Origin of the sequence: Streptomyces sp. NPDC001868, from assembly GCF_040297125.1 — a bacterium.
Lineage (GTDB): Bacteria > Actinomycetota > Actinomycetes > Streptomycetales > Streptomycetaceae > Streptomyces.
Genome location: NZ_JBEOYO010000070.1, coordinates 18,327 through 44,072 on the forward strand (window position 1 = coordinate 18,327; position 25,746 = coordinate 44,072).

The window sequence follows — 25,746 nt, forward strand, 5'->3', positions numbered from 1 at the left end:
ATGGAAGCGGATGACGCTGTACCGATCCACTGACACGGCGGACACCATGAACATGGTGACCATGCTGATCGCCGCGTACTGCGAGCGCACCGGCATGGCCCCCGATACGCTGCAGAGCTACCTCCAGGTCGAGCAGCAGGAGATCCGGACCGCCGGCCCCGCAGGACGACGACCGAGCGCACCTGGCGGGCCTGCTGGGCGAGACACTGCCGTACGGGATGGGGCGGGCCCCGCAGAACCGGATGCTGCACGGCCATGGCCAGCGCCAGGCAGAGCAGGCGCAGCGGCCCGAGGGCGACCCACAGAAGCTGTTCACCGAGGCGTGCCTGCACGGGCTGAAGGCGAAACTGTGTGACGACGTCGACGCGCTGGACAGCTACCTGCGTCCACAGGTGGCGCAGTTGGCCCGCAAGGTGGCCGAAGCTCTCGAAGTGCCGGAGCTGGCCACGACGTAACGCCGGGGGCCGCGCCGTCGTTGGACAGCGCGACTCCATAACGTCGGGCCCCGGGGTGCTTGTCCCCCCGGGGCCCGTGGTGGTGCTGGGCGATTACTACATCAGCGCGGCGAGTGCCTGCTCAGCCATCTGGATGCCCTGCGTTGCCGCCATGGTGGTGGCGCTCTCCAGGAGCTTGTCCTTGAGCTGGGTGGCGAACTGGCGCAGGCGGCCCGGCTCGGGGTTGCCGGAGGTCGCCTCGGTGTGGAGGTCCTGGGCGACGCGCTCCAGTTCCACGCGGTCCTCGTCGGACAGACCCAGGATGGGGCTGACCTGACCGACGTACCCGGCGAGCTGGACGAACAGCGTCGGGTCGACGCCGTCGGTGTTGTTCTGCGTGAAGTTCTGCTGCTCGCCGATGATGACGCCCTTGGCGTTCGGCAGATAGGTGTTGTACGTGGTGCCGGGGCGGGGCTGGTTGACGTGGTCCTGCACGCTTCCTCCTGCCAGGGCGCAGCGGGTGCCCTGGGGTGTGATGGCGACCGTGGCCGGGTCGGTGTCGATGTGTTCGATGAGGTTGTGCTCTGCGAGGTAGGCGAGCGCCTGGTGCAGATCGGTCCCGCTGATCTCGGTTCCGGCGAAGTAGGAGCCGGGTGTCGCGAGGAACAGGGCCGGGTTGACGGGTGTCTGGTCGCTGGCGGTGTCGAAGAGCCACCGCAGCAGGGCGTCGATCGTGTGGCGGATCCGGGCGGCGCGGTCCTTCTGCAGGTCCTTCAGTTCGTGCACCGCGACGCGGCCGGCGTCGGTGAGACGGACATGGTTCTGGGGCCCCATGTTGCGGAGGATCTGCACCAGGTCGTGCTGGTCGAGCTGGAGAGCCAGGATGGCCGGGTCCTCGTCCTTCAGCCGGAGCTCTTCGGGGAAGGCGGCGACGTTGATGTACCCGCCCGGGTTCTGCTTCTCGCGATCGTCCAGCCACAGCAGCAGGCGGGCTAGGTAGCCGGTCACCTCACCGGGCACCGGGCTGGAGGTGGCTTCGATCTGTGCGGAGACGCGAGGAGGGTTCCGTCGTTGAGCCCGTTCCAGGCTCTTGTTGGTCTCCTTGACAAGGTTCTTTGCCCACTTGTCGATCTCACGCTTGTTGATGCCGCTGCGGGCCACGTTGCCCTCCTGTCTCAGGTACCTCAGCCAAGGGTACGGAGGGGGTCCGACAACGGGCCTTCCGTTTATCGGGCCTCCGAGGGGGCCCGCCGTGCTGGCGGGCGCCCCTTCGTCGGGGGCCGGGGCCCTGCTCGGGGTTAGCTCTCGGGGTCCTCCGGGTCGGTGAGCCAGTTGACGACGTCGGCGTCGGTCATCAGGACCGCCTGTGTCTCGTGGGTGCTGTCTTGCTGGACGACGTGGAAGCGGCCCGGGTGCGGGTTCTGCTTCTTCGGGGCGGGGCCGGCCATCGGGGCGAGGCACCGCCAGGTATTGGCCGTGAACCGAGACAGGATGACCGTGGCGAACAGCTCGTGGGCCGCGGACGTCCTTGCGAGGGCGGTGGTGTGGGGCCGTCCGTCGAAGATGACGTGGACGCGTGCAGCGCGTCCTGCCCAGAGGGCTTCCTCGAGCGCGGCGATGGCCGGGGACGTCTTCGGGTCGTCCTTCTGCCGGAAGGTCTCCCAGTAGCGGGCGAGCTGGCGCAGCGTGGTGTTGGCCGCGTCGATCGCGACGATCAGGCGCGGTACGTCGTCCAGGTCGCCGTCGAGGTCGACGCGGCGCTCCAGTTCGGCGGCGAGGTGGACCAGGGCGTCGTGGATGCCGGCGATGTTGCCGCGGCGGGTCACCGTCGGCAGGGCCTTCGCCCACAGGTGGGAGATCCGCTTGGGGTCGAGGACCAGGGCGTGGGCGCCCTGGTGGAGGAACTGGGCGGTCAGGGAGCGCAGCATCGTGGTGCTGCCGCCGCCGCTGGCGGTGCAGACCAGTGTCGCCGTACGGGAGCCTGGATGAGGCCCGTACGCGGCTCGTCATGCGGGATGTTCGGGGGCTGGTGCGCGGTCACCCTGATGGGTGGATTGGCCGACGCACATCTTGATCCCGGCCGGTGGTCGCGGGTGAGGATGCGCGCCATGTCTTCGCCCACGCGCCACCACGCCTCATCTGATCGCGGCCATCCTCTCTGCCGTGCGCGCCGGCAAGGACGACGATCTTGGTCGGCTGATCGCCACTTTCGCCAGCAGCGCCGATGCTTCAGCGGCGTTCGCCCGGCCGCGGCGCGTGACTTCGGGACCTCGCTCCAGCGCGTGCTGGAGACCTGCGAGCCCGATGTGGTGGCACCGAGGCGCTTCGACATTCCCCTCGCCGGCCGGCCCGGCGAGGTCGAGGAGCGATGGTGGTGCGGTATGTCCAGCCCCGTTCTTGGGCCGGACGGCACGGTGCAATGGATCATCGCGCGGGCCGACGACGTCACCGAGTTCATGCGTTCCCCCGTCATCCACGAGATCACCCAGCCGCTGAGCAACGAGGCGACAGGAATCGCGGCCCAGGTCTATGCCCGCTCACGTGATCTGGAACGGCTGAACGGCCAGCTGCGCCAGGCGAACGCCCGCGAACGCTGCGCCGTGCCCTACTCAACGATCTGGGGGACGCCGACCAGCCTGCGGGCCGACCGGCGGCCCCGCGCGAGAGCCGGAGCAGGGCGGCTCGGTGAACCCGAGCGCGGCGGGCGCCTGGCCCCACCGCCCCGTGGCGACGCGATCGGCTCGTGGGGTCCACTGCTTCCGTCTGGTCCCGTGCCACGGGGGCTTATGGGAGGTATGCGCCTGAGATGGCAGCAGCTGCGAACGATGTTCCCCAGATCTTCGCCCCCGATCCAGTGCGCCTGTTCTTGATCCGCAGGCGCGTGTAATCACCCAGCGGGTCGGACTTTGTGCCTCCATAGGCCGCTGCGGTCAACGAATTCGGCGGCGGCGTGGAATTGTACGTTGCGTGCTGCGAATTCTTGTCCAGGGCAAGGGCGACGACGGCGCCGTGAAGTCGAGCCGGATAGCCGCTCGGTACGCCCTTCTCATTGCCGGCGGCCGCGACGAGAACTGGGACCTTTTCCCACATACTGCGGCCGTACGCCAGCAGGTAGTCGATGCTCCTACCGAACGCGGAGTCGCAGGCTCCTGAGATCGGACTCGACAGACTGCCGTTGATCAGATCGTACTTTCCGGAGAAGATTGCCCAGATCATCCCGGCGAGCACTTCGTAGGAATGCCCTTCGCAGTTCTCGTTCAGCACCCGGATGGGGTGGATTTCGGCATTCCCGTTGACCGCTCGGATGGCGTGGGCCACCGCAGTACCGTGTCCGTGCCGATCGTCCGCGGCCGTTGTCTGGGGATCCTGTTTGTCGCATCCGACGAAGTCGACCATGGTGGCGGTGTCATGGAGCAGGCCGGTGTCCAGTACCGCGACCCGGGATCCCGCCGCTTTGCTGTCGGCAGGGATGTCCGGGACGCTCTCAACGAGTTGTCTGAGTCTGCCCGGCTCGAACACATCCCGCCGCTTGCCGATAAGGCTGCGCCACGTGTTCAGGACGGCATCATAGCCGTCCGGCTCGGCGGGAGGGGGGTCTTCTCCTGGAAGGTGAGACCCTTTGGCCGCTGCCGTGAACTTGTATCCGGACTCCCACATGAGCTGCGGGAGCGCGGGAATTTCCTGCCTTGAATTTCCTGCCGTCAGTTCGGCCTGCAAGGCCGCTGTGATGTGGATTCCCATCCGCTCCTGATGGTGGACAACGGAGATGTTCGGGATTTTCTCATTGTCGAATTGGCGTTCGGCGTCACGGCTGATCTGCCAGAACTGGACCGGGTCGGGGCGGCTTAGGTCGAACCGGCGCGGCGTCTCCAGCCGCTCCCAGATCTCCATCAACTGCCACATCGCCCGCCGTGGGCCCACCACCGTGGAATACGCCGCGCTGGCATCACACATCGGTACCTCCTGAACGTCACGGTAGGAGCACACCGGCATGCGGGGCGCGTGGGCGTCGGCCAGCCGGACGAGCTGCGGTAGCCGAAGGGCGTACCGGCCCCGACTCTCGAACCATGGCAGAGCGGAGTATTTGGAAGCCGAGCACATGGTCCAAGGCGACGCCCCCGACGGTGACGTACCTGCAGGGCAGACATGCGGTAACCGACGCTGAACTCGCTGGCTGGACGGTCGAGCGCGTCGCTCCGGACGTCGTCACCAGAGTCTCAGGGCCGTGCCCGGTCTGCGGCCACCACACGGGCCAGAGGGTGGAGCGAACGAGTCTGGGAAGAGGCGCGGCAGGAGCACCCGAGGCCCTTTTGAAGAAGGACCGGCTGACGGTGGCGTGTGAATGCACGTGCGGGATCGGCCACCCCGATGGGGCCACCCCGCCGAGTCATTGGCAGAGCTGTGGACGATGGTGGCTGGCCACGGTCAGACTCGCTGCCGATGGTGAAGGCCAAGCCGTGCGTGCTGCCACAGACGATTCGATGCTCGAAGCCGCCCAGGCGGCGCGCAAGGCCATGGCGAACGACGAAAGCACCATTCGCTCCGCAGCGGAGAAGTGGATCGCGGCCATCACCGCCCTCCTGGGGCTCTTCGGCCTGGCGGGACTGGTAGCCGGCAAGGACAGCTTCGTGGGCCTGCCCAAGGGAGTACTGTGGGTTGCGGCCCTCGCGGCGCTCGCGGCGGTAGTCGCTGCGGCCTGCGCCATCGTGCTGGCCAACCGCGCAGCGTACGGGTGGCCCACGGTGGTCGACGTCAGCAACGACGAGGCGCTGGAACGCTGGTACGTCAACCAGCGCACCCTCGTCGAAGAAGCCGCTGGGCGGCTGCGCACTGCAGTCCGCTGCGCGCTGGTGTCCCTGGCGGCCCTGATGGTGGTGGTGGGGTGTAACGCCCTCTGGCCACGAGGAGTTGCCGTCCAGATCACCCGGGTCGACGGTTCGGGAGTCTGCGGCACCCTCATTGACACCAAGACACCCACCGAGCTGCGTATCAAGCGCCCCAATGGCGAGGTCACGTCGGTTCGCGCGGCAACCATCAAGTCCGCTGTGGCCTCTCCCGGCTGCTCGTGATTCCGCCGTCGAGGCGCGACGTATGGTGCTGGGGGCGGAGCGAGTGGGTGCGGCGGGCGCCAGCGGGCTACTGGAGTACCGGTTCAGCCTCGGGGCAGTGCCTAAGCAAGTCGGCGACGAAGATCGGGCAGGGCTGGGCACAAAGCCAGGGCGGGTTACCCCGCGATGGCCACTCACCGTGACGTCGGCATGCCAACAGCTCTGCGGCAACCCTGCCAACCACTTTGCGTCATGACGCGTTGACCACCACACACCGACTCCTTCGGAAGTGTCCCGCGGGTTCTTGGCCGTGGCCGCGCCGGAGGGCGAGGACGCGGTGGACGCGGTATTGCTGGTGGTGTCGGAGCTGTTCACCAACGCGGTGCGGCATGCCGGCGGGGTGACCGGGTTCCGGCTGGAGGCTGGGCCGGGAACGGTGACCGTGGCGGTCCACGACGCCAGCACCGTTTGTCCGCGGATCCATCCCTTGGATGCCACCAGGCCCGTCGGGTTCGGCTGGCATCTGGTGCAGGAGCTGTCGGTGGACGTGCGGGTCGAGGTCCAAGCGACGGGCAAGACGGTGACCGCCGTCGTGTCGTGCCCCACCGGTGTCGTCAACCACGTTGCTGACGGAGGTAGTTGACGCTCGCGTAACCACGTCCGGTGGTGCTGCGTTGGTCTCGGTGACACGCGTGCATCGGAGTGTTCAAGCAATCTTCGGCTCTGCCGACGTTGGGGCTGAGGACCGCATAGGCCCCTCCGGGCTGTCCTGTCATGGCAGGTGGCCCCTGGTCTCCCCCCTCGGAGACCGGGGTATCAGCTGGGCTCGCTGGGTCTCGTTCTGAACGCCGTGGTGCTCTGGACGACGCGGTACATCGACGCGGCCGTCGCCCAGCTCCGCGCCAAGGGCCACGAGATCAAGGACGAGGACGTGGCCCGGTTGTCCCCGCTCAAGCACAAGAACTTGAACGTCCTGGGCCGCTACAGCTTCACCTCCTCCTCGCCAGTCAACGGCTTGCGGCCATTACGCGATCCGGACGCCAGCGATCTCGACGACGATGACGACGGCATCGTCGAGTGAGCCCGGCACAGGGCGGCTTCGCATTCTTGGGTCCGTTGGGTGGTGTGAGCGGGGCCGATACGGGCTTGCCGTCTTCTTCCTCCGTCCTGGGCACCGGGCCGGTGCGTCGGCGGGTCCGGCGGGTTGTGCTGGCGCTGTTTGGCCAGTCGGTTTACGGGTGAGGGAACTGGTGGATCCGTGCCCGGGCGGTGCCCGGGTGCCAAGAAGGGGGAGGACGATGTCCGACACGCACGGTACGGATGGGCAGTGGATGGACCTGGCGGATGCGGTCACGCTGCTGCGGGAGCAGATCGCCGAGGCCCAGAGCCGACTCGCGGACCCCGTGGAGGGCGGCGACAAGGGGGTGTTGTTCACGCTGGGGGAGATCACGGTGGAGCTCGGGCTGGAGCTGACTGGAACCAAGGGTGTCAACGGCGGGCTGAGGTGGAGCGTGATCAGCCTTGGCGGGAAGAAGGAGAGCGGCGCGAAGGACACCCACAAGTTGACGGTGAAGCTAGCCCCGCACCGGCCGGGCGGCGGAGACGTGGACATCAGCGGCGAGGAGTAGCCCTTCCGGGTGCGTACGGGAGGGGGCGACGGGGAGTGGGGGAGTGCTGGTGGAGTTCGACCGCCGGGTACAGATCCGGGTGGACCGGCTGAAGGAGGGGAAGAGGACGAGGGGGTTCGGGTCGGGGTACCTGGTCGCACCGCGCTTGGTGCTGACCGCCGCCCATGTCCTGGACGGCCTGGATCCGGCCGCCGGGGATCCGGTGCGGGTGAGCGTGCCCGATGCCGACGAGCAGGAGTTCTCCGCGACTGTGCGCTGGCAGCGCAAGGACGGCACTGTGGACGCCGCGCTGATCGAAGTCCGGGACGGTCACGGCTGGCAGGTACCGCAGTCCCTCGGTGACCTGCTCACCCGGCCGCCCCAGCGGTACGGCCTGATCATCGGCACCCGCCCCCACCCGGTTACCGCGACGGGCTTCCCCCGCCTGCAGAAAGACGCCGAGGACGGCCGACGCCTGGACGAACAGCTCACCGGCCACATCGCGCCGGGCACGGGCTCCCTGGCCAGCCGCTACGAAATCATGGGCACCGGCCCTACTCCCGGCGTAGGAACATCAGGCGACAGCCAGTGGTCGGGCATGTCGGGAGCCGCCGTCCTGACCGACGACGGCTTCGGCGGTGACCTGCTGTGTGGCGTCGTACGCCGAGACCGCCGCGCCGACGGTGGTACCCGCCTGACCGCCACGACCAGCGCCGGCCTCCTCGCCGACCCCGGCTTCCGCTCCCTCATCACGGAGCACACCGGCAGGGCACCCGTTCTGGAACCCGTGGAACCGGCGTCATTGCTCACCGCCGCCGCACTCGACCGCACCTTTCGTTCCCCCGCCGCGCTGCTGCGCGCGGACACTGAGGCTGTTTCCTTCCACGGTCGCGACGCCGAACTCGCCTACCTGCGTGCCTGGTGCGAGAACAAACCCGACGCTATTTCGATACGGGTCATGACCGGGCCTGGTGGTCAGGGCAAGACCCGCCTCGCCCGCCGCCTCACCGACACCCTCGGCTGGGCGGGCTGGGTCACCGGACACCTGCGCTCCGACCTCACCGACGATCCCGCCATCGACGGCACACCACCCGACTTCACCACCCTCAACACCGCCCTGCCCCTGCTCCTGGTCGTCGACTACGCCGAGACACGCCCCCGCCTGCTCCGCCGCCTCATCACCCACCTGCACCGCTCGCGCCACCGCGTACGGCTGTTGCTGTTGGCCCGCTCCGACGGCGAGTGGCGCACTGGATCCTTCCAGGCCGTCCCCGACGTCCGCGACCTGCTCGAAGAAGCCCTGGTCAGGCCGCTCGGCCCACTCGTCCCCGCCGGCGAATCTGCTCAGGACAGGCGGAGCGCCTTCCGACGGGCCACCAGCGACCTCGCCCGCCTGCTGCCCGAGGTCCCCACCCTGCCCACGCACGACTGGCGGACTCTCGCCACCTCGCTGCAGCCCCCCACAGACCTGAGCGACCCCCGCTACGACAACATCCTCACCTTGCAGATGACCGCCCTGGTCGCTCTCCTTCAGCGCGGACCCAGGCCCGTCGGCGAATCCCCCGGCACACCGCCGGAACGCACACTCCTCAAACACGAGGAACGCTTCTGGGAAGCCAGCGCGAAGACCTCCACGTACAGACTCGACCTGCCCGTTCCCACTCTGGGTGCCGCCGTCGCCGCGGCTGCCCTGTGCGGGGCCGACAGTCGGGACGAAGCCCTGAGCGTCATCACCACCCTGCCCGGCCTGTCCGCACGCGAGACCCCGTCCGTCACGGCCTGGCTGGCCTCCCTGTACCCCGCCGAGAAGAACCGCTACTGGGGGTCCCTGCAACCTGACCGCGTCGCTGAGTACCACGTCTCCCAGACCCTCGAAGACAGCGGCATCGCACTGCCCGCCCTCCTTGCCGCAGGCACCCCCGCCCAACAGACCCAGACGATCACTGTCCTGGCCCGCGCCGCCATCGCCCACTACAACACCAATCGCACCGACGACAGCGAAAACGTCCTCCGTGCCCTCGACACCGCACTCGACTCCACCCCCCTCACCCGCTCCGTCCTCCAGAACACCACGTCTGTGCTCCCTTTCCCGTCCCCGGTCACCGCCCCCCTCGCTCTCCGGCTGTCCACCGCCCTCACCCAGGCCGACCGGCGGCAGGCGAACCGCATCCTGGTGGTCTCCGAACCCGGCGACCTCGGCATTCGTCTGGTGATGCCCAACGAGGCCGAACGCGCCGCCGCTCTGAGTCACCACGGCGCCCGGTTGAGGGCAGTGGGGCGGTGGGAAGAGGCCCTGGCCGCCGCCGAGCAGGCAGTGACCATCTATCGTCCGCTGGCGGCCGAAGACCCCGCTCACGAATCCGAGCTTGCCGCCTCACTGTCCGGCCTCGGAATGCACTTGTCACAAATGGGGCGGCGGGAAGAGGCTCTGGCCGCCGCCGAGCAGGCAATGGTCATCTATCGTCGGCTGGCAGCCGAAGACCTCGCCGCCCACGCACCCGCGCGCGCCGCCACTCTGACCACCCTGGGAATGCACTTGTCGCAGATGGGGCGGCAGGAGGAGGCCTTGGCCGCCATCGGACAGGCCCTGGACATCCAGCAGCGGCTGGCGGCCGACAACCCCACCGACTACGAACCCGTGCTGGCCACATTGCTGTCCACCCTGGGAATGCACTTGTCGCAGGCGGGGCGGCAGGAGGAGGCCTTGGCCGCCATCGGACAGGCCCTGGACATCCAGCAGCGGCTGGCGGCCGACAACCCGACCGCCCACGAAGCGGGGCTTGGCGAAACCCTCTTCAACCTCGGGAAGTACCTATCGCAGGCGGGTCGGCGGGACGAAGCCGTGGCTGCTACCGAGCAGGCAGTGGCCATCTACCAGCGGCTGGCAGTCGGCAACCCAGCCGTCTATGAACCCGACCTCGCCACACTGCTGACCGGCTTCGGCACCTGGCTGTTGGAAACGGAGCGGTGGGAGGAGGCTCTGGCCGCCGCTGAGCAGGCAGTGGACATCTACCACCGGCTGGCGGCCGACAATCCAGCCGACTACGAACCCGACCTCGCCACATTGCTGTCCAGCCTCGGCGGGCATCTGTCGCAAGCGGGACGGCGGGAAGAGGCACTAGCCGCTACGCAACGTGCAGTGGCCGTGTATCACCGGCTGGCGGCCTACTACCCGCTCGCCTACGCGCCCGGTCTCGCCACCTCGCTGTCCGACCTCGGGGTGCACTTGTCGCACATGGGGCGATGGGACGAGGCTCTGGCCGCCGCCGAGCAGGCGCTGGAGATCCGGCAGCGGCTGGCGGCCGGCAATCCGGCCGACTACGAACCCGACCTCGCGACGTCGTTGGCCAACCTCGGCGGGCACCTGTCGCAGGTGGGGCGGCAGGAGGAGGCCCTGGCCGCCGTCGAGCAGGCAGTGGACATTCGGCAGCGGCTGGCGGCCGACAACCCAGCCGCCTACGAACCCGACCTCGCGCACTCGCTGCCCAACCTCGGAATGTACCTGTCACAAGCGGGGCGGCGGGAAGAGGCTCTGGCCGCCGCCGAGCAGGCAGTGGCCATCTACCAGCGGCTGGCGGCCGACAACCCAGCCGCCTACGAACCCGACCTCGCACGTTCCCTGACCTCCTCAGCCCTCCTCCTGGCACGGGAGGGCGCTCTTCCCGAGGCGCTACGCGCGACGCAGGAGGCCGATGAACTGTACCGCCGTCACGCTGACACACTGCCGATGGTCATCCCGCTGCTTCATGCAACGCTGGGCCTGCAGGTGGATCTGCTCGAAGGACTCGGGCGCGTGGAAGAGGCGAATGCGGTCCGTCGCTGGCTCGCCGAGAATGCACTTCCACCCGATTCTCACAATTGACCATCTGTGAGAGTTCTGAGAACGGCCCCCGGGTGATCACGTTTCCGCAGGTCGCCGTTCGCAAAAGTCCTCTCGAAACCCGCACGTTGTGCGAAGCTCTTCTGAAAGATTTTTCGGATGGATCTCACGCCCGGTCAGGCAGCACTTGCGGTAGAACATCACGACTGCTCGAACTGTGACGCGCCCGCCGGCTGCGCCTGCCGCACCCGCGGCGGAAAGACCGCCGCGAAGTACCGCACCCCCCGCTTCGTCCTCGTCCCCGCGCTCCGCGAAGAGCTGGAGATCCCCGGCCGCGCGTGGCAGCAGGGCCCAGCGCTCGCGATCGTGCCCGCGCCCCGCACCGAGCGGCCGGTACGGATCGGGTACGCGAGGACGTCGACCGCCCGGCAGGAGCTGGCGAGCCAGCTCGAAGCCCTCCACCGGGCGGAGTGCCACAAGGTCTTCAAGGAGCAGATCAGCACCCGCGTGAAGGTCCGGCCCGAACTGGAGAAGGCGCTCGCGCTGGCCCGCCAGTTCAAGGAGGCCTCACCCGAGACGCCGGTCATCTTCACCGTGCACGAGCTCAAGAGGCTGGCGCGAAACGCGGCCGAGCTGATGAGCCTGTCCGCCGAGCTCCAAGCCCGCGGCATCCAGCTCGAACTCCTTACCGGGCCGCTCACCGGGATCTACGACCCCAACGGCATGGGCGCGATGTTCTTCGCCGTGCTCGCCGTCGCCGGGCAGATCGAGCGCAACTACATCCGGGAGAAGACCCTCGAAGGCCAGGTCATCGCCGCGTCCAAGGGCAACCGTGGCGGGCGCCCGAAGGTCATCGACGACGACATGCTCACCTTCGCGGTCGCGCTTAAGAACAAGGGCGTCCCCGTACCGGAGATCGCGAAGAAGCTCACCATCAAGACCGGCAAGAACGCGGGCAAGCACCCCTCTGTCGCCTCGCTCTACCGGGCACTCGCTGAGACCGAAGACGCCGGGTCGGACGACGACCTGCCGCTCCGGCCTAAGCCCGTCCGCATCCGCCGGCCCGTGGACTCGCTCACCCTCGAAGAGATCGACCTCCGCCAGCGCCTCCAGACCCAGCCCCACCCAAACGCCGGAGACCCCCGTGGATGACCTCGCGACCGTACGCGCGCAGGAGTACGCGAAGGTGTTCGACGAACTTCTCGGTGCCGCAGCCCGGCTCGACATGCTGCGACGCCTGGAAGGCGGGGGCGTCGACCCCCACGCGACCGCGGCCATGCACGCGCTCCGGTTCGCCGCCACCATCCTCTGGCCAGCAGTCCCGAACACCCCGCCACCCGGCTACCGCCATGACAGCGAACGCCTGCTTCAGCTCGCCGCCGACTGGCGCGAGGCAGCACTGGAACTCGGCGAGTTCGCCCCACCGCCTCCCGTCCTGCGGCTCGTCAGCGACACGGCGCCGCCCTCGTAGCTCACCGATCGGACATCAAGATCAACGTCACCGATACTGGCTGTTCCGTTGGCCCCCAGCGCTGGCTCCAGGAACCCGACAAGACATGACCCGAATGCCGCAGCCTCGGTTCCGCAGGAACACGCGGTCCGGCCCCTAACCTGCGCGTTTCACTTGCTGTCGTGTCCGGATCTTGAGCGGAAACACGAAAGTGCCTTGTGAGCTGGGACGTTGAGGCTTGCCTAGAGGCTTCTGTCACCACAGCAGGAAGGCACTTTCTGCGTGCACACTACCCGCGTCCCAAGCTCGTCGTCTCGGCCGACGGTCACGGAGTGGTCAGCCACGCGGGATCACGCCTGCTGGCCGATCTCGCCGACGCCACCGGTCTGACCGGCTCCTTCGCCAATGCGCTGCACCGGTTGCGGCCGTGCGGCACCTGCTCGTCGACGGCGGCGAGGCAATAGCCGACCTGGCCCTCCTGCGCGACCAGCGCGAGGTATACGGTCCGGTCGCCTCCACCCTCACCGCATGGCGCCGGATCTTAGGCGAACCCTGCGGGCCCAGGCTGGCCATAGAGCTCCACGAGGCCCTGGACCCGCTGGCGCCCCATCTGGCCCCCAGCCGGCCGGGAGGCCATCCTTCTCCAGGGCGCTCGTATCGCTCTCGCCGACGGGCCGTACACGCCTGCCGAACGGGAGACCCTCGCTGCAGTGGGCGCTGCGCTGACGATCTGTGCGGATGATGTGACGCGATTGCTCACGGCGGCGCGGACGCCGTCGTGAGCCCCGGGTGGGCCCGGGCCCCTCGCGCCCTCCCGGCGGGGGGCTGATTCTGCTGCGGGTCGGTGAGGGCTGGTCGCGCGGTTCCCCGCGTCTCTTCCGGGGCGGCGTGCCGTCCGCCGCTTACTCCCGAGGGAGTAATCCGCAGCCGCCGTCACCCCCGGCAGTACGCGTCACCTCGCCCTCCCGCCCGACGAAAGCCGTGGTTCTCACCGGAAGTCTGGGGACCGAAGTAGACGTCACCCGGAGGGAGATCGGTCGATGAGGGCTGGAGAGACAACCACGACGAGGACGGGGCGCGGGCGAGCCGTTCCATGGGCAATGCTCGGGCTGTGGATTGCCGTGATCGCGCTCGTTGGGCCGTTCGCGGCGAAGCTCGGCAGCGTGCAGCACGACAAGGTCACCGACTACCTGCCGGCGAGTGCGGACTCGACGCAAGTAGCGAAGATCGAGGAGAAGTTGCCCGGTGGCGAGGCCACCGAGATGTTGCTCGTCTACCACCGGGACGGCGGGCTCAGCGCCGCCGACCGGGAGACCGCGGCCGGGCAGGTCGCGGAGATCAGCCGGCAGCACAAGCTGATCGGCGGTACTCCCGAGGGGATTCCGTCCAAGGACGGCACGACCCTGATGTACCCGGTCACCAGCAACGAGCCCGGGGCGGACGAGGAGCAGCAGGACAAGCTCGTAACCGACGTTCGCAAAGTCGCCCAGGACGAAGGCGGGCTGAGCGTCGATGTGGGCGGCACTGGCGCGCTGTCCACCGACTCCGGCGCGGTCTACGACTCGCTCGGCGGACCGCTGCTCTACACCACCGTCGCCGTCGTCGCCATACTGCTGATCCTGATCTACCGCAGCCCCGTGCTGTGGCTCGTGCCCCTCGTCGTCGCCGGGATCGCCGACTTCATGTCGATGGGTGTCTCCTACGGCCTCAATCAGGCGTTCGGCACCCCCGTCTCGGGGCAGAGTTCGGGCGTGATGACGATCCTCGTGTTCGGGGCGGGCACGGACTACGCGCTGCTGCTCGTCTCGCGCTACCGGGAGGAGCTGCGGCGCATCGAGCGACCGTACGAGGCCATGGTCGCCGCCCTGCGCGGCTGCGGGCCCGCCGTGCTCGCCTCCTCCGGCACCGTCGCCGCCGGACTGCTGTGCCTGCTCGCCGCCGACCTCAACAGCAGCAAGGGCATGGGCCCGCTCGGCGCCGTCGGTGTGATGTGCGCGCTGATCGCGATGATGACCCTGCTCCCCGCCGTCCTCGTGCTGGCCGGACGGCGGGTGTTCTGGCCGCTCGTGCCCGCCTTCGGGAGCACGCCCAAGCAGCGGCGCAGTCTGTTCTCGGCGATGGGCAGCTCTGCCGGACGCAGGCCGCTGACCGTACTCGCGAGCGGTGCCGTACTGCTCGGCGCACTCGCCCTCGGCTCACTCAACCTGCCGGGACCGCTCAAGCAGGAGGACTCCTTCGTCAAGAAGCCGGAGGCCATCGTCGCGATGGAGACCCTCGCCAAGGCCTATCCCGGGCAGGGCAGCCAGCCCATCGACGTGATCACCCCGCAGGGGCACGCCGACGAGACCCTCGCGACCGTCCGCGGCACACCAGGCGTCGGCAGCGCGGAGAAGGGGCGTACGGGAGACGGCTGGACCGAGATCTCCGTCTTCGCGAAGAGCGCACCCCAGTCGGCGGAGGAGACCGTCACCATCAAGTCCCTGCGGAACGAACTGAAGGGCTCCTACGTCGGCGGGGACAGCGCCCAGCAGATCGACCTGGAGGTCACCAACGCCCGGGACACGAAGATCGTCGTACCACTCGTCCTCGTCTTCGTGATGCTCATCCTGATCGGACTGCTGCGGAGTCTGGTCGCACCGCTGCTCCTGGTGGTCGCGGTCGTCGCGGTGTGGGGCGCCTCCCTCGGGATCGGCGGACTGGTCTTCGAACCGCTCCTCGGCCTCAAGGGCACCGATCCGGGGCTCGGACTGCTGTCCTTCGTGTTCCTGGTCGCACTCGGCGTCGACTACGGCATCTTCCTCATGCACCGGATGAGGGAGGAGTCCCTGGCGGGAGCGGAACCGGCAACGGCGGCACTCACCGCACTGCGCACCACCGGCGGCGTCATCGCCTCCGCCGGACTCGTCCTCGCCGCGACTTTCGCCGTGCTGACGAACATGGGCCTGGTGCAGCTGGTCCAGCTCGGCTTCGTGATCGCCGTCGGCGTCCTGCTCGACACCTTCCTCGTACGGACGTATCTGGTGACCAGTGCCAGCGTCGCCCTGGGCCGGAAGGTGTGGTGGCCGGGCGTGCTCTCACGGCAGCCCGGGCCGGCCGAACGGACCGGGTCGGCCGGACCGACCGAGCCGCCGCGGCAGGCGGAAACCGTCGGCGCACCCTGAGCACGCTGATCGAACGCTCTGATCCAGCACGCTGATCCGCAGGCCCGCCCGGGTGCCTCTCCTTCCGTAGGGGCGCCCAGGTTCCCGCACGAGTACCGGAAGATGGAGCCGTGGAAGAACGGGGAACGACCACAGAGGTACGCGACCGGTCGGCGGCGGAGACGGCGGCCGGTGGCGGCGGACGGTCCCGTCACGTCGAGCGCATCATGTCCGCCATCAACCGCGAACCGCTGACCGCACCGCACCGCACCCGCAACGACGCGGTCCTCGCGCTGGGCGTCGCCGTGCTCGCCTTGGCCATCACCCTGACGGGCGGCGAAGGGACACGGCCCGACCATCTCAGCTGGATGCTGCTGCTCGCCGGGCACATGCCCCTCGTATGGCGGCGCCGCCGTCCGTTGGTGGCCCTGCTCGGGGTGGTGGCCTGCATGGCTCCGTACTACGCCTTCGACTACAACCCTGCCCTGCCAGCCCCAGCGATCGTCCTGGCGCTCTACACCGTGGCGGCGACCGGCACCGTACGCCGCACGCTGCTCACCGGTGTCGCCGTCCTCGGCCCGACAGCCATCAGCAACGGCCTCACGAACCAGGACGAGGCGCTGGAGTCCCTGGAGATCTCCGGCTGGATCATCGCGGTCCTGTTCATCGGTATCGCCGTCCGCTACTACCGCTTGTACGCCGCCTCCATCGTCGAGCGGGCCGAACGGGCGGAGCGCACCCGGGAGGAGGAGGCCAGGCGCCGCGTCGCCGAGGAACGGCTGCGGATCGCCCGTGACCTGCACGACCTGCTCGCCCACAGCATCACGCTCATCGGCGTGCAGACGTCCGTGGCGGCCCACGTCCTCACCGCCGACCCCGAGCGCCTCGACCGCAAGGCCGTCGCCCAGGCACTGGACGACATCGCGGGGACCTGCCGGACCGCCCGGGGGGAACTGCGTACGACGCTGGAGGTGCTGCGGGCGCAGGACACGGTCGTGGGAGTGGGCGCGGATCCGGGGCCCGGTCCCGTGTCCGGTTCTGTTTCCGGGGCCGAGGACATGCGGGGGCCGCTGCCCGGGATCGACGGACTGACCGACCTCGCGGAGAGCGGCCGGGTGGCCGGGGCCAAGGTCGAACTGTCCGTCCGCGCGGACGACATCCCGCCCTCCGTGGGCGCCGCCGCGTACCGGATCGTGCAGGAGGCGCTCACCAACGCCGTACGTCACGGCGGCCACGAGGACCTCACCGTGCGAGTGGGTCTGTGGACCGCGGACGGCGCACTGCGGGTGAGTGTCAGGGACGACGGGACGAGCGGGGACGACGGCCCGGGCGGCGGAGCGGGCCCGTCCGACGGCACGCCGGGGTTCGGGCTCATCGGAATGCGGGAGCGGGCCCGAAGCGTGGGCGGCACACTGGACGCCGGCCCGGGGCCCGCCGAGGGCTTCGAGGTGACCGCCACACTGCCGCTGTCCCGGGAGGACGAGGTTCGATGACCATCCGCGTACTGCTGGCCGACGACCAGAACCTCGTACGGGCCTCCTTCGCGATGCTCGTCTCGTCGGCAGGCGACATGGAGGTCGTCGGCGAGGCGGGCACCGGCCGGGAGGCCGTGGCGCTGGCCCGGTCGGCGCGGGCCGATCTCATCGTGATGGACATCCGCATGCCCGACCTCGACGGGATCGAGGCGACCAGGCTCATCGCCGCCGACGAGGATCTCGCGGGGGTGAAGGTGCTCGTCCTGACGACGTACGAGACCGACGAGAACATCGTCGAGGCACTGCGGGCCGGGGCGTCCGGCTTCCTCGTGAAGGACATCAGGCCGGCCGAACTCCTCGACGCCATCCGGACGGTGGCCGCGGGGGAATCCCTCCTCTCGCCCGGCCCCACCTCGCGGCTGATCGCCCGCTTTCTGCGCGCGCCGAACACCGGGACGCCATCCGCGGTGGGCGGGCCGAGCGAGCTGTCCGACCGGGAACGGCAGGTGCTCGCGCTGGTCGCACGCGGTCTCAACAACCCCGAGATCGCCGACGCGTTGGGACTCAGCCCGCTGACCGCGAAGACCCATGTCAGCCGGATCATGGGCAAGTTGGGGGCGCGGGACCGGGCGCAACTGGTGATCGTGGCGTACGAGTCGGGGCTTGTGATACCTGGGACTGTCTGAGTTCAGACCGACTTCGGGGCGGGTTCAGGTTGCGTTCCGGGGGTCGGTTGTACGGTCCCTCAAGTCCCTGTGGTTGCACGGGCATTGCACCCTGGTCACCTCCCACCCGAAAAGGAGCAGGCAGCGGCGACCTACAAGCGCGGCTTCGGCTACCACCCGCTGCTGTGCTCCGGTGGACGACACCGGCGAAGCCCTGGCCGGAGTTCTTACTGATCGTTGCAAATGAGGTCGCGGTGTCGGCTGGTGATCTGCCGCGATCCGAGAGGGAGGGCAGAAAGTCGGAAGTGTTCGGTCCGCGTTCGTCCCGGCTCACTCAACCTGCGCAAGCGCCGGGCAGTCCTACCGGATGCCGAGATCGGTACAACGGTCTTGCCGATGTGCGGGCGCATGGGCGAAAAACAGGCATCCGAACGCTTGACTGAGGAGAGGGATGGCGAATCTGAACACCCAGACGACCTGGATCGACGCACGTGAAAGGCTACCGCAGGACGGTGTACCGGTGGCAGCGGCGGTCACGGGCCGGTACCCAGCTGACAGCGCCGAGTCCGAGAACCCGGTGAAGGAGGCGTTCTGGCTGGTAAGGCCGATGTACTTCACGACTCGGCACTTCAGTGAGGACGGAACGGAACACAGGGACTGCTTCGTCGACTCTGACGGATATGTCCGTCTGTCCTACGGTCTTGCCGACGATGACACGGTGACTCATTGGGCTGAGCTGCCCACCCTGCCGGGCAGGACGACACACCTCGTTCTCGGGGAAGACGTGCAGCCGGCGCTCCAGGAAGCGTGGCGTGCTCGCCCTGGCACCTGACACACATCCCGCGGTCGGCCAGGACCAGTTGACCGGCGTCGCAGGAGCGGGGCAGGCGGCCCACCAGGGTGACTTCCCCGGTGCGGCAGCCGGCCAGCTCGGCGTCCAGCACGAGGTGCGTGCCCACCTCGATCAGGCAGGCCATCCGCACTTGGGGAAGGGAACTCTTGTCGTGGCCGCGGGCGTTGTCGGGGCGGCCGAAGGCGGCCTCGCTGGCGGGACTGTCGGCAACATCCCAGCAGGTCCCGTCCACCGCCAGTAGCCGCAGCCCCCGCCAGAACGCCCCCGGAGTGGCCTCGGTGCCCATCGGTTTCGCGGTCGTGGTGAACAGCACTCGCAGCGGCTCCGGGCCGAGCCGCTGCCGGGCCCGAAACAGTGACGACTTCGCCGGGATGTGCCAGTCGCCCAGCAGGCCCTGACCCCGAAGGCCCTCGACCAAATGCCGCATCACGTCCAGATACGGCGCCGGCGAGAACAGGGCCAGCCCGAGCACGAAATACATCACCAGCCGGACCAGCAGCAGGCGTCTGCGTTGTTCCGTCCGACTGCACGCGGCCACCGCACCATCCACCAGACCTGACGGATACACCCACCCGTGAGGGCTGAGCCTGTCAAGGGCGTAGTGCACCCTCTGGGCGGAGGAATGCTGGCCCGCCCGGAGGGCCGAACTCGTAGTGCGTGCAGGGTGGTTCGAGACGCCTTTCGTCCCCGGGATGTGGTCGTGCGGAGAAGACTCGCATCCACCCATTCGGCATCGGCGGGCGGCCTGCGACATGACCCCGGGTTCCGGGGACCGGGCTGCTCATTCAGGTCATCGAGCGCGGCGCTGCCGTCTCATGGGTAGATGCGAGCTCACCCGGGGTCGGTGTCCCTCCCTGCGGATATGTCCGGTCGGCGGTCATGGCCATCACGCTGCCCGTTGACGGTCTTCCGCCTCGTGCAGCAGGTGCCAGGCGCGGGCGAGGAGTTTGCGGGCGATCGCCGTGGTGGCGATCTTCTTGCCCCGGCGGTGCGCGATCCGTTGGTAGCAGTCGGCGAACTCCGCAGACCGCTTGGCGGTCTGAGCGATCTGGTCGCGGCGGGGTGTGGGGCCGGCCGCACGAGGCGGTGCTGCACCGAATCGATGACGCCGGCCTCATCGACGTTTCGCGCGTGGTCCTCGACTCCGCTCACGTGGGGGCTAGAAATGGGGGCGAACTCAAGGTCCGGGACCCCCTTTTTCGTGTCGATGTGGCTGCGTCGATTGCCGCGTTCAGCTGGGCAAGCAGGATCCGATACAGATCGTCGAACACCCCGGCGTTGATCCACCGCTTGATCCGCCGCCAGCACGTCATGCCTGACCTGAAGCCGAGTTCCTGCGGAAGGTCTTCCCAGCCGATCCGGTATGCAGCACGTACAAGATGCCCTGCAGGCACTGCCGATCCGGCACCGGCCGCGGACCGGGCGCCTTCATCGGGCCACGGCGGAAGCAACGGCGCGAGAAGCTCCCACGACTGATCATTTACCAGAGCGCGTGAGCAGCTCTTTAACGTTCGTCTCAGGTTCGCTCGGTGGGAAGTAGGCATGCGGATAAACGATGCAACCCGTATGTAGAAGGCTAGTGATGGCAGTCGACGCAGCACCATCGGGGAAAGCGCAGGGCACCCGCACCACAAACCTCATAGAGTCACGACCGTCTCACTGGACTTGAAATCTTCCGGCAGCCCCTGGACTTCGGGCCCAGTTGCGACGGGCCTTGATTGTCGTGCGGGTGTCGAATGGCGCTCCGGAGAGTACTCCCGTCGGAGTAACGTCGTACCGCCTGTCTCCCGAGGGATGACGACCGCAGTATGACGAAACAGAACGGAATCGGGCCTAGCGTTGAGGCCATGCAGAAACCTGATAGTCCACTGCGGAGGTTCGGGGTGGCCACCAGGGCGCTGGCGACGGCGTTCCCTGTCGCCGCATGCGGGGTCACACGCCGACAACAGTGCGGGGCCCGCCGCGGCCGGCCCGCACAGCGCGCACGCGGGCGGTCGTCAGCTCCACCACAGCCGCTGCGCACCGGCGAGCGGTTCCTCGACCTGAGCGCTGCCGCGGTGCGCGAGCAGGACGCGAAGACCCCCTGAAGCATCTCGCAGACGGATGCCGTACGGATACCTCACCACACAAACGCCTGAAGAGAGGGACTGACATGAAGCCCATGGGACGCCGCAGCTTTCTCGCCGCCAGCACGGCACTTGGCGTTGGTGCCGGCTTGTCCACGCACGCCATTGCCTCGGAAGTGAGCGAGAACGAGACTTCGGACAAGACTTCGGACATTTCACGGCGGGACCAGGACCTGCCCTTCATCGGCACGGAGGAGACCTTTTCGACTCCCACGTTATTGAAGCTGAACTCCATCAATCAGGATCACATAGCGTTCCTTGAGGAAATTGGTCTTTCGGATCTAGGCCAACGCCGCATCGGCGATATGGATAAGGGGGGACTCAACGTTCAAATCCTCTCTGCTCATACACCCTCCGTACAAAATGTCCCTGGGCAGAGGGGTATCGACCTTGCCTATCGTCTTAACCGGCAACTTGTAGACGGGCCAATCGCCAAATATCCGGGTCGCTTCAAGGCTTTCGCCACCTTGCCCTTGCAGAGCCCGGAGGCGGCGGCGGACGAACTGGAACGCTCGGTTCGGGAAGATGGCTTCTTGGGCGCACTGACCAACGGACACATCACGAAGAAGTATCTCGATCATCCCGATTTCGAGCCTGTGCTGGCACGTGCCGTTGCTCTCGATGTGCCGATCTACCTGCATCCCGGCTATCCAGCTGACGAGGTCTTCAAGATCTACTACAGCACCACACGGTCTAAATACACGGAAGAGTTCCAAGACTACATTCTTAGTGGGTCTGGATATGGCTGGCACCAGGAGGTGCTGACCCAATGCATTCGGATGATCACGTACGGGGTTTTCGACAGGTTCCCCAAACTGAAAATCATCATCGGCCACATGGGCGAAGGTCTTCCCTTCTACTACGAGCGGATCGTCAATGACATGGGCGAGCCGACCAAAGAATCGCTCGAGAGGCCCATCGCGCAATACTTCCAGGACAACTTCTGGGTCACAACCAGCGCATTCCCCCAGACCGAACTGCTCGATCTCCTGCTGAAGTACATAAGTGTGGATCGAGTGATGTTCGCAACCGACTACCCGTTCGCGGACATAAAGGAGCAGACCGACTGGTTCCGCGGAGTCGATTTGCCACGCGAAGACAAGGAAAAGATTGCGTTCCGAAATGCGGAGAAACTGTTCAGAATGAAAGTGTCCGTGAAGTGATACGCCAGCGGCGGCCGGAGTGAAAGAATGCTTTGCGCGAATCTTCGTCCGTTCGGGCAGCAGTTGGTGATCTTGAGGCTCATGGTTGTTCGCGAGAAGTAGCAGCATGGCGGCCTACGCTCGTGAGGGCGGGGACGTGGCGGCGACATGTGGGGATCAGTCGGTCTTGTCAGTGAGCCGGTGGGGTGAGGGTGGTGCGGTCGAATGGGCCACCACGTGAGGCGGCGTACGTGACGGCCTCGTTGACGGCGTTGAGGCCGAACGACCGGACCCGTTCGGTGGCGAGGTCCAGGGTGCCCGAGGCGAGGAGCCGGATGATGCCGACGTTCGCTGTACGCGGGTACATCCACTGGCCGCGCACGGTGATCGAGTTGCGCATGATCCATGGGTACGGGAGGGCGAGGTTGTCGCCGCCGAGCATGCCGACGCCGCCCATGAGAACGACGCGGCCGTATTCGCGCACGGTCATGGCTGCCGTGCGCGCTGCCGAGCTGGGTGCGCTCGGCGGTAGCAGGTCGATCACCATGTCGATCGGGCCGTCGGCCGCCGCGGACATCGCCGCGCGGTCGCCGGCCTCGTCCCCGGTGAGCGGAACCGGGCGCACGAGCGGACCGAACCGATCGGCGAGGAGGTCGAGCGCGGCCTGGTTGCGGCCTGGGGCGACCACGCGGCCCGCCCCCATGGCAAGTGCCACCGCAACCGCACTGCTGCCGAGGTTGCCGGTGGCCCCGTTGACGAGCAGCGTCTCACCGGCTGCGAGCCCGCCGGCCAGCAGCCCGCCGTAAGGGATGACGTGCACGCCGAGCGCGGCCCAGCGGGCCGGGTCGTCCCCCGCCGCTGCGGGGAGCGGGAAGACGTTCTCCGTCGGGACCCGCATGAGCTCGGCGAACGACCCGTCGTGCAGGTACCGGGCGAGGCGCGCGCCGCCCTCGCCGCGGGAACTCCAGCCCTGGAGCGTGATGTCGGGCGTCAGGGCGTCATCCCGCGAGCGCACCGTCGAGTCGCACCACACCAGGTCGCCGGGGCGCAGCCGGGTGGCGTCGGGGCCCACGTGGACGACCCGTCCCACGCCGCCGACCCCAGGCACGACGGGAGGAACGGCTCCGCGTGACCTTCCCGACCATCTCCACCATTGGGGCCATGGCGCACCACCCGGCGCGGGCCGAAGCGTCGGCGTCCTGCGTCGGCTGCGGAACCCCGGCCCGGCGATGCGCCCAGACTCCACCTCACACCACCAACATCACCAGATTCCGAGCCAACATGGCCAATTCTGGCCCCTATCGCGGCCTGCGGCGCCCGGCATCACCGACAGGTTCACCAGTCACAGAACGTCACAGACCACCGGTTCTGACGCAGCTTCTCTAGTCCCAAGGCCAGGAGTTGAGGATGGAGCCGGGGTCGAGTTCTTGTGTCTTGACCTTCCCCCAGGAGAAGCCGTACTTGACCTCGAAGGTGGACGCGTTGATGATCCAGCGGTAGCCGTCGCGGCCCCAGTCGTAGATGTAGATCTTGGGGCTGCTGCTGGTCTTCACCAGGTACGCGTTGGTGAGTGGGTACTGCCCCGGATCGGCGTACGGCCAGCAGTTGTAGAGCTCGCTGTCACTGATCGTTGTGTAGCTCCAGTTGTTATACAGCTGGAGGTAGACCGTCGAGCTGGGGATGTGGCGCAGGAAGCCTTCCGGGTCGACGAGGTAGACGTCCGGTGCCGTGGATGTCTTGACACGCGCGCCCGGTCCCGGGCAGGCAGCGGCTTCCACAGCTCCCGCATCCAAGACGGCGGCGGCGGGAGTGGCGGCCGCAGTGTGGGCTGTGACCAGGGACAGCAAGAGTCCTGTGGTCAGGGCGATGGTGCGGCGGGCGATGGCATTCATGGTTGAGGACGCCCCGATTCTGTTGTTGGCGATATGTCTGCGCAGGCGGTTCAGTGCGGTGTGGAACGCCGACTGCGCTGTTTTTGAGCATGTCGGTGATGCGCGGGAGGCGTCGTTGTCTCTCAGGGCCCTGAGGTTGACGATGCGTGACTTGTTGGTCCGGTGAGTTCGCGGCGGTACTCGCTGGGCGACACGCCGTAGGCGGAGTGGAAAACCCGGCTGAAGTGGGCCTTGTCGGGAAAGCCCCAGCGGGCGGCAACAGCGTGGATCGGGCGGTTGGCATGGCGGGGGTCCGCGAGGTCTCTGGAGCAGTTCTCCAGGCGCCGACGGCGTATCCAGCCGGCCACCGTCATGCCTGTCGTGTGGAAGATGCGGTGCAGGTGGCGGGTGGAGATGTTGTGCGCTGCGGCGATGACAGTCGGGGTCAGGTCGACGTCGGACAGGTGCTCCTCGATGAACGCGTGGATTCGTAAGGACAGGACGTGGTGGTGTGTCTCAGGGGGCAGCCGCTGTTCCGCTTCGAAGTGGTGGGCGCAGGCAGCGGCCATCAGATCGATAGTGATCTTCGCCAGTCGTGAGGTGTCGGCAGGGGTATAGGAGGCGGCATCGGTGACGATCTGTCTGAGAAAGCTGTTCAGCAGACCAGCGACTCCCCTATCGCCGGGAAGACACACAGCGGCCAGGGACTTGATTGTGGCCTGCGGAAGCGGCAGGAGCCGACGGGGAAACTGCACCGTGATGCCCCGAACGGCAGTGGAGTCGGCCGCTGCCCAGCCGTGCCAGGGCCGCGATGTGTCATAGAGGAGCAGATCGTTCGCCGTGCTCGTTGTGTCGCGGCCTGCCTGGATGATCCGATGGCGGCCGCTCACGGTGAGCGTGAGCTGGTAATTCTCGGGATCGGACTGTCTGATCAGCCGGTTGGTCCGGCGGGTCTGCAGTGAGGGGTAGGTCAGTGCGCCGACGCGCACCGCACCCAGCAACAGCAACCGCAGCTCTGCACGAAAGTCCGATGTGTGATCACTGCTCTGCGCGTCGGGGGTCAGCGTGTCCGCTGTCATGGCGCGCCAGTAGTCGAACCTCTCCGCTGCTGGCAATCGGCTTGTGGAAATCTCCGTCACGAGCACGTGCTGCTCCCTCCCTAGGACGGACATCAACGCCGTTCACAGGCAACGGCCATCGGGGTCCAGCAGCGAGTGCGATCCGCGCCTGCGGCGGCCTGCCGGCAAGCAGCGTGTTTCGGGACGCAGTACGACCCTGTGCACACCTGTCCCCCCGGCCATTCGGCTGTGAACGCTGGCACGCGACGTCACTCCCACTGCCGAACGTTGCCCTGTCTCACTCGGCTCCCACCACGGTAGGCCGAACGGCTTGCCCTCTTCGCCGAAGGCTTCCTCGTACCCCTCGTCGAACTCGTCGTCGTCGAGCCCGGCCTGCTCGAACCGGGCCTCGTTCACGTTCTCCCCGGCCTTGGTATCGCGCATGGCCTTGAACGCCACACCTCCGGCCGGCGCAGGAAGTCGGTGGCCACCTGCGCCGCCACCGCCTCGTCATCGCGCGCCAGTTCACGGATCGCCTCGACCTTCTCCTGGGGGCGATGGCACATCACCCGGCGCGTGCCGAAGCGTCGGCGTCCTGCGTCGGCTGCGGAACCCCTGCCCGGCGATGCAACCCAGACTCCACCCCACACCACCAACATCACCAGACAACGAGCCAACATGGCCGGTTCCGGTTCACTGTTGCGGCTCGCAGCGCCCGGATCCACCGACTGGTATCAGTCACAGAAAGTCACTGATCGCCGGTTCCGACACAGCTTCTCACACTGCCCTACTCCAGCGGCATCGTCGAAGGCCACGTGAACCGGGTCAAATTCCTCAAGCGACAGGGCTATGGACGGGCCAACTTCGATCTTCTCCGACGCCGCATCCTGCTCACACCGTGAGCCGATCACGCTCGGTCATCCCGAAATGTTGATCAGAGCCGCTTGTCATGGCCGCCGTCAACCGCCGAGCCGAAGCCCGTGATCCGCCGCATGGCCGAGGAACTCGGTGTGCATCACGAGGCCCTGCGCAACTGGATCCGGCAGGCCGAGGCCGA

At 67.7% G+C, this 25,746-nt stretch carries 22 protein-coding genes and 4 pseudogenes; 16 read left to right on the plus strand and 10 right to left on the minus strand.

The features are described 5' to 3' along the window. Positions 1 to 218 precede the first annotated feature (218 nt). Positions 219 to 455 (plus strand): hypothetical protein, encoded by a 237-nt coding sequence (locus ABT147_RS42175; RefSeq protein ID WP_351416703.1) that lies wholly within the window; start codon positions 219 to 221, stop codon positions 453 to 455. Between the two features lie 96 nt (positions 456 to 551). On the opposite strand, the gene ABT147_RS42180 is transcribed toward ABT147_RS42175, so the two are convergent. The 3 genes from ABT147_RS42180 to ABT147_RS42190 all read right to left on the minus strand — a co-directional run bounded on the left by ABT147_RS42180 (position 552) and on the right by ABT147_RS42190 (position 4,388). Then, positions 552 to 1,595, minus strand: coding sequence for a hypothetical protein (locus ABT147_RS42180; protein WP_351416705.1), 1,044 nt, complete (start codon positions 1,593 to 1,595; stop codon positions 552 to 554). 137 nt (positions 1,596 to 1,732) lie between these two features. Beyond that, complete coding sequence (locus ABT147_RS42185) at positions 1,733 to 2,362, minus strand: hypothetical protein (protein ID WP_351416708.1); 630 nt, start codon at positions 2,360 to 2,362, stop codon at positions 1,733 to 1,735. An 856-nt stretch (positions 2,363 to 3,218) separates the two neighbouring features. Next, on the minus strand, positions 3,219 to 4,388 hold the full coding sequence (locus ABT147_RS42190) for a S8 family serine peptidase (RefSeq protein ID WP_351416710.1): 1,170 nt from the start codon (positions 4,386 to 4,388) through the stop codon (positions 3,219 to 3,221). Positions 4,389 to 4,915: 527 nt separating this feature from the next. On the opposite strand from ABT147_RS42190, the gene ABT147_RS42195 reads away from it, so the two are divergent. From ABT147_RS42195 to ABT147_RS42255, 13 genes and pseudogenes are all read left to right on the plus strand, one after another. Then, entirely contained in the window at positions 4,916 to 5,503 is a 588-nt protein-coding gene (locus tag ABT147_RS42195) for a hypothetical protein (protein ID WP_351416712.1), read from the plus strand. Positions 5,504 to 5,792: 289 nt separating this feature from the next. Then, complete coding sequence (locus ABT147_RS42200) at positions 5,793 to 6,125, plus strand: ATP-binding protein (RefSeq protein WP_351416714.1); 333 nt, start codon at positions 5,793 to 5,795, stop codon at positions 6,123 to 6,125. A gap of 174 nt (positions 6,126 to 6,299) precedes the next feature. Continuing rightward, positions 6,300 to 6,563 (plus strand): annotated as a pseudogene (locus ABT147_RS42205) (Tn3 family transposase); the annotation flags it as partial. 217 nt (positions 6,564 to 6,780) lie between these two features. Then, positions 6,781 to 7,110, plus strand: a complete 330-nt coding sequence (locus tag ABT147_RS42210; protein ID WP_351416717.1) for a trypco2 family protein — start codon at positions 6,781 to 6,783, stop codon at positions 7,108 to 7,110. Positions 7,111 to 7,159: 49 nt separating this feature from the next. Continuing rightward, the gene (locus tag ABT147_RS42215) at positions 7,160 to 10,951 is read left to right on the plus strand and encodes a tetratricopeptide repeat protein (RefSeq protein ID WP_351416719.1); all 3,792 of its coding nucleotides are present in this window, start codon (positions 7,160 to 7,162) and stop codon (positions 10,949 to 10,951) included. A gap of 117 nt (positions 10,952 to 11,068) precedes the next feature. Further along, positions 11,069 to 12,061: a recombinase family protein gene (locus tag ABT147_RS42220; protein WP_351416721.1), complete on the plus strand. Its 993-nt coding sequence runs from the start codon at positions 11,069 to 11,071 to the stop codon at positions 12,059 to 12,061. Further along, complete coding sequence (locus ABT147_RS42225) at positions 12,054 to 12,380, plus strand: hypothetical protein (RefSeq protein ID WP_351416723.1); 327 nt, start codon at positions 12,054 to 12,056, stop codon at positions 12,378 to 12,380. The genes ABT147_RS42220 and ABT147_RS42225 overlap by 8 nt, the downstream gene beginning before the upstream one ends. Positions 12,381 to 12,691: 311 nt before the next feature. Then, positions 12,692 to 12,823, plus strand: a complete 132-nt coding sequence (locus tag ABT147_RS47500) for a hypothetical protein (RefSeq protein ID WP_351368731.1) — start codon at positions 12,692 to 12,694, stop codon at positions 12,821 to 12,823. Between the two features lie 71 nt (positions 12,824 to 12,894). Continuing rightward, positions 12,895 to 13,141, plus strand: a pseudogene (locus tag ABT147_RS42235) (TerB family tellurite resistance protein); the annotation flags it as partial. 258 nt (positions 13,142 to 13,399) lie between these two features. After that, entirely contained in the window at positions 13,400 to 15,520 is a 2,121-nt protein-coding gene (locus ABT147_RS42240; RefSeq protein ID WP_351416725.1) for an MMPL family transporter, read from the plus strand. 110 nt (positions 15,521 to 15,630) lie between these two features. Next, positions 15,631 to 16,992 carry a sensor histidine kinase gene (locus ABT147_RS42245; protein WP_502983258.1) on the plus strand — a complete coding sequence of 454 codons (1,362 nt, stop codon included), beginning with the start codon at positions 15,631 to 15,633 and terminating at the stop codon, positions 16,990 to 16,992. After that, the gene (locus tag ABT147_RS42250) at positions 16,989 to 17,660 is read left to right on the plus strand and encodes a response regulator (protein WP_351368707.1); all 672 of its coding nucleotides are present in this window, start codon (positions 16,989 to 16,991) and stop codon (positions 17,658 to 17,660) included. The genes ABT147_RS42245 and ABT147_RS42250 overlap by 4 nt, the downstream gene beginning before the upstream one ends. A 430-nt stretch (positions 17,661 to 18,090) precedes the next feature. After that, on the plus strand, positions 18,091 to 18,471 hold the full coding sequence (locus ABT147_RS42255; RefSeq protein ID WP_351368705.1) for an AQJ64_40280 family protein: 381 nt from the start codon (positions 18,091 to 18,093) through the stop codon (positions 18,469 to 18,471). 25 nt (positions 18,472 to 18,496) lie between these two features. Here ABT147_RS42255 and ABT147_RS42260 read toward each other — a convergent pair. Continuing rightward, positions 18,497 to 19,246 (minus strand): annotated as a pseudogene (locus tag ABT147_RS42260) (transposase domain-containing protein); the annotation flags it as partial. 394 nt (positions 19,247 to 19,640) lie between these two features. Continuing rightward, positions 19,641 to 20,096, minus strand: a complete 456-nt coding sequence (locus tag ABT147_RS42270) for a transposase (protein ID WP_351416728.1) — start codon at positions 20,094 to 20,096, stop codon at positions 19,641 to 19,643. Positions 20,097 to 20,644: 548 nt separating this feature from the next. Between ABT147_RS42270 and ABT147_RS42275 the strand changes: the two genes are divergently transcribed. Beyond that, positions 20,645 to 21,781 (plus strand): amidohydrolase family protein, encoded by a 1,137-nt coding sequence (locus tag ABT147_RS42275; RefSeq protein ID WP_351416730.1) that lies wholly within the window; start codon positions 20,645 to 20,647, stop codon positions 21,779 to 21,781. A 169-nt stretch (positions 21,782 to 21,950) separates the two neighbouring features. Here the strand turns inward: ABT147_RS42275 and ABT147_RS42280 are convergent. The 5 genes and pseudogenes from ABT147_RS42280 to ABT147_RS42300 form a co-directional block, all read right to left on the minus strand. Next, positions 21,951 to 22,895 (minus strand): annotated as a pseudogene (locus ABT147_RS42280) (alcohol dehydrogenase catalytic domain-containing protein); the annotation flags it as partial. Between the two features lie 247 nt (positions 22,896 to 23,142). Further along, positions 23,143 to 23,652, minus strand: coding sequence for a hypothetical protein (locus ABT147_RS42285; protein ID WP_351416732.1), 510 nt, complete (start codon positions 23,650 to 23,652; stop codon positions 23,143 to 23,145). A gap of 122 nt (positions 23,653 to 23,774) precedes the next feature. Continuing rightward, positions 23,775 to 24,776 (minus strand): AraC-like ligand-binding domain-containing protein, encoded by a 1,002-nt coding sequence (locus tag ABT147_RS42290; protein ID WP_351416735.1) that lies wholly within the window; start codon positions 24,774 to 24,776, stop codon positions 23,775 to 23,777. 36 nt (positions 24,777 to 24,812) lie between these two features. Next, positions 24,813 to 25,148, minus strand: a complete 336-nt coding sequence (locus tag ABT147_RS42295; protein WP_351416743.1) for a hypothetical protein — start codon at positions 25,146 to 25,148, stop codon at positions 24,813 to 24,815. Beyond that, a complete protein-coding gene (locus ABT147_RS42300; protein ID WP_351416739.1) occupies positions 25,103 to 25,369 on the minus strand; it encodes a DUF6192 family protein in 267 nt (88 codons plus the stop codon). Before ABT147_RS42300 ends, ABT147_RS42295 begins: the two co-directional genes overlap by 46 nt. A 264-nt stretch (positions 25,370 to 25,633) precedes the next feature. Here ABT147_RS42300 and ABT147_RS42305 point away from each other — a divergent pair. Continuing rightward, positions 25,634 to 25,746: transposase (locus ABT147_RS42305; RefSeq protein ID WP_351416741.1), on the plus strand; the 113-nt coding region annotated here is incomplete at its 3' end.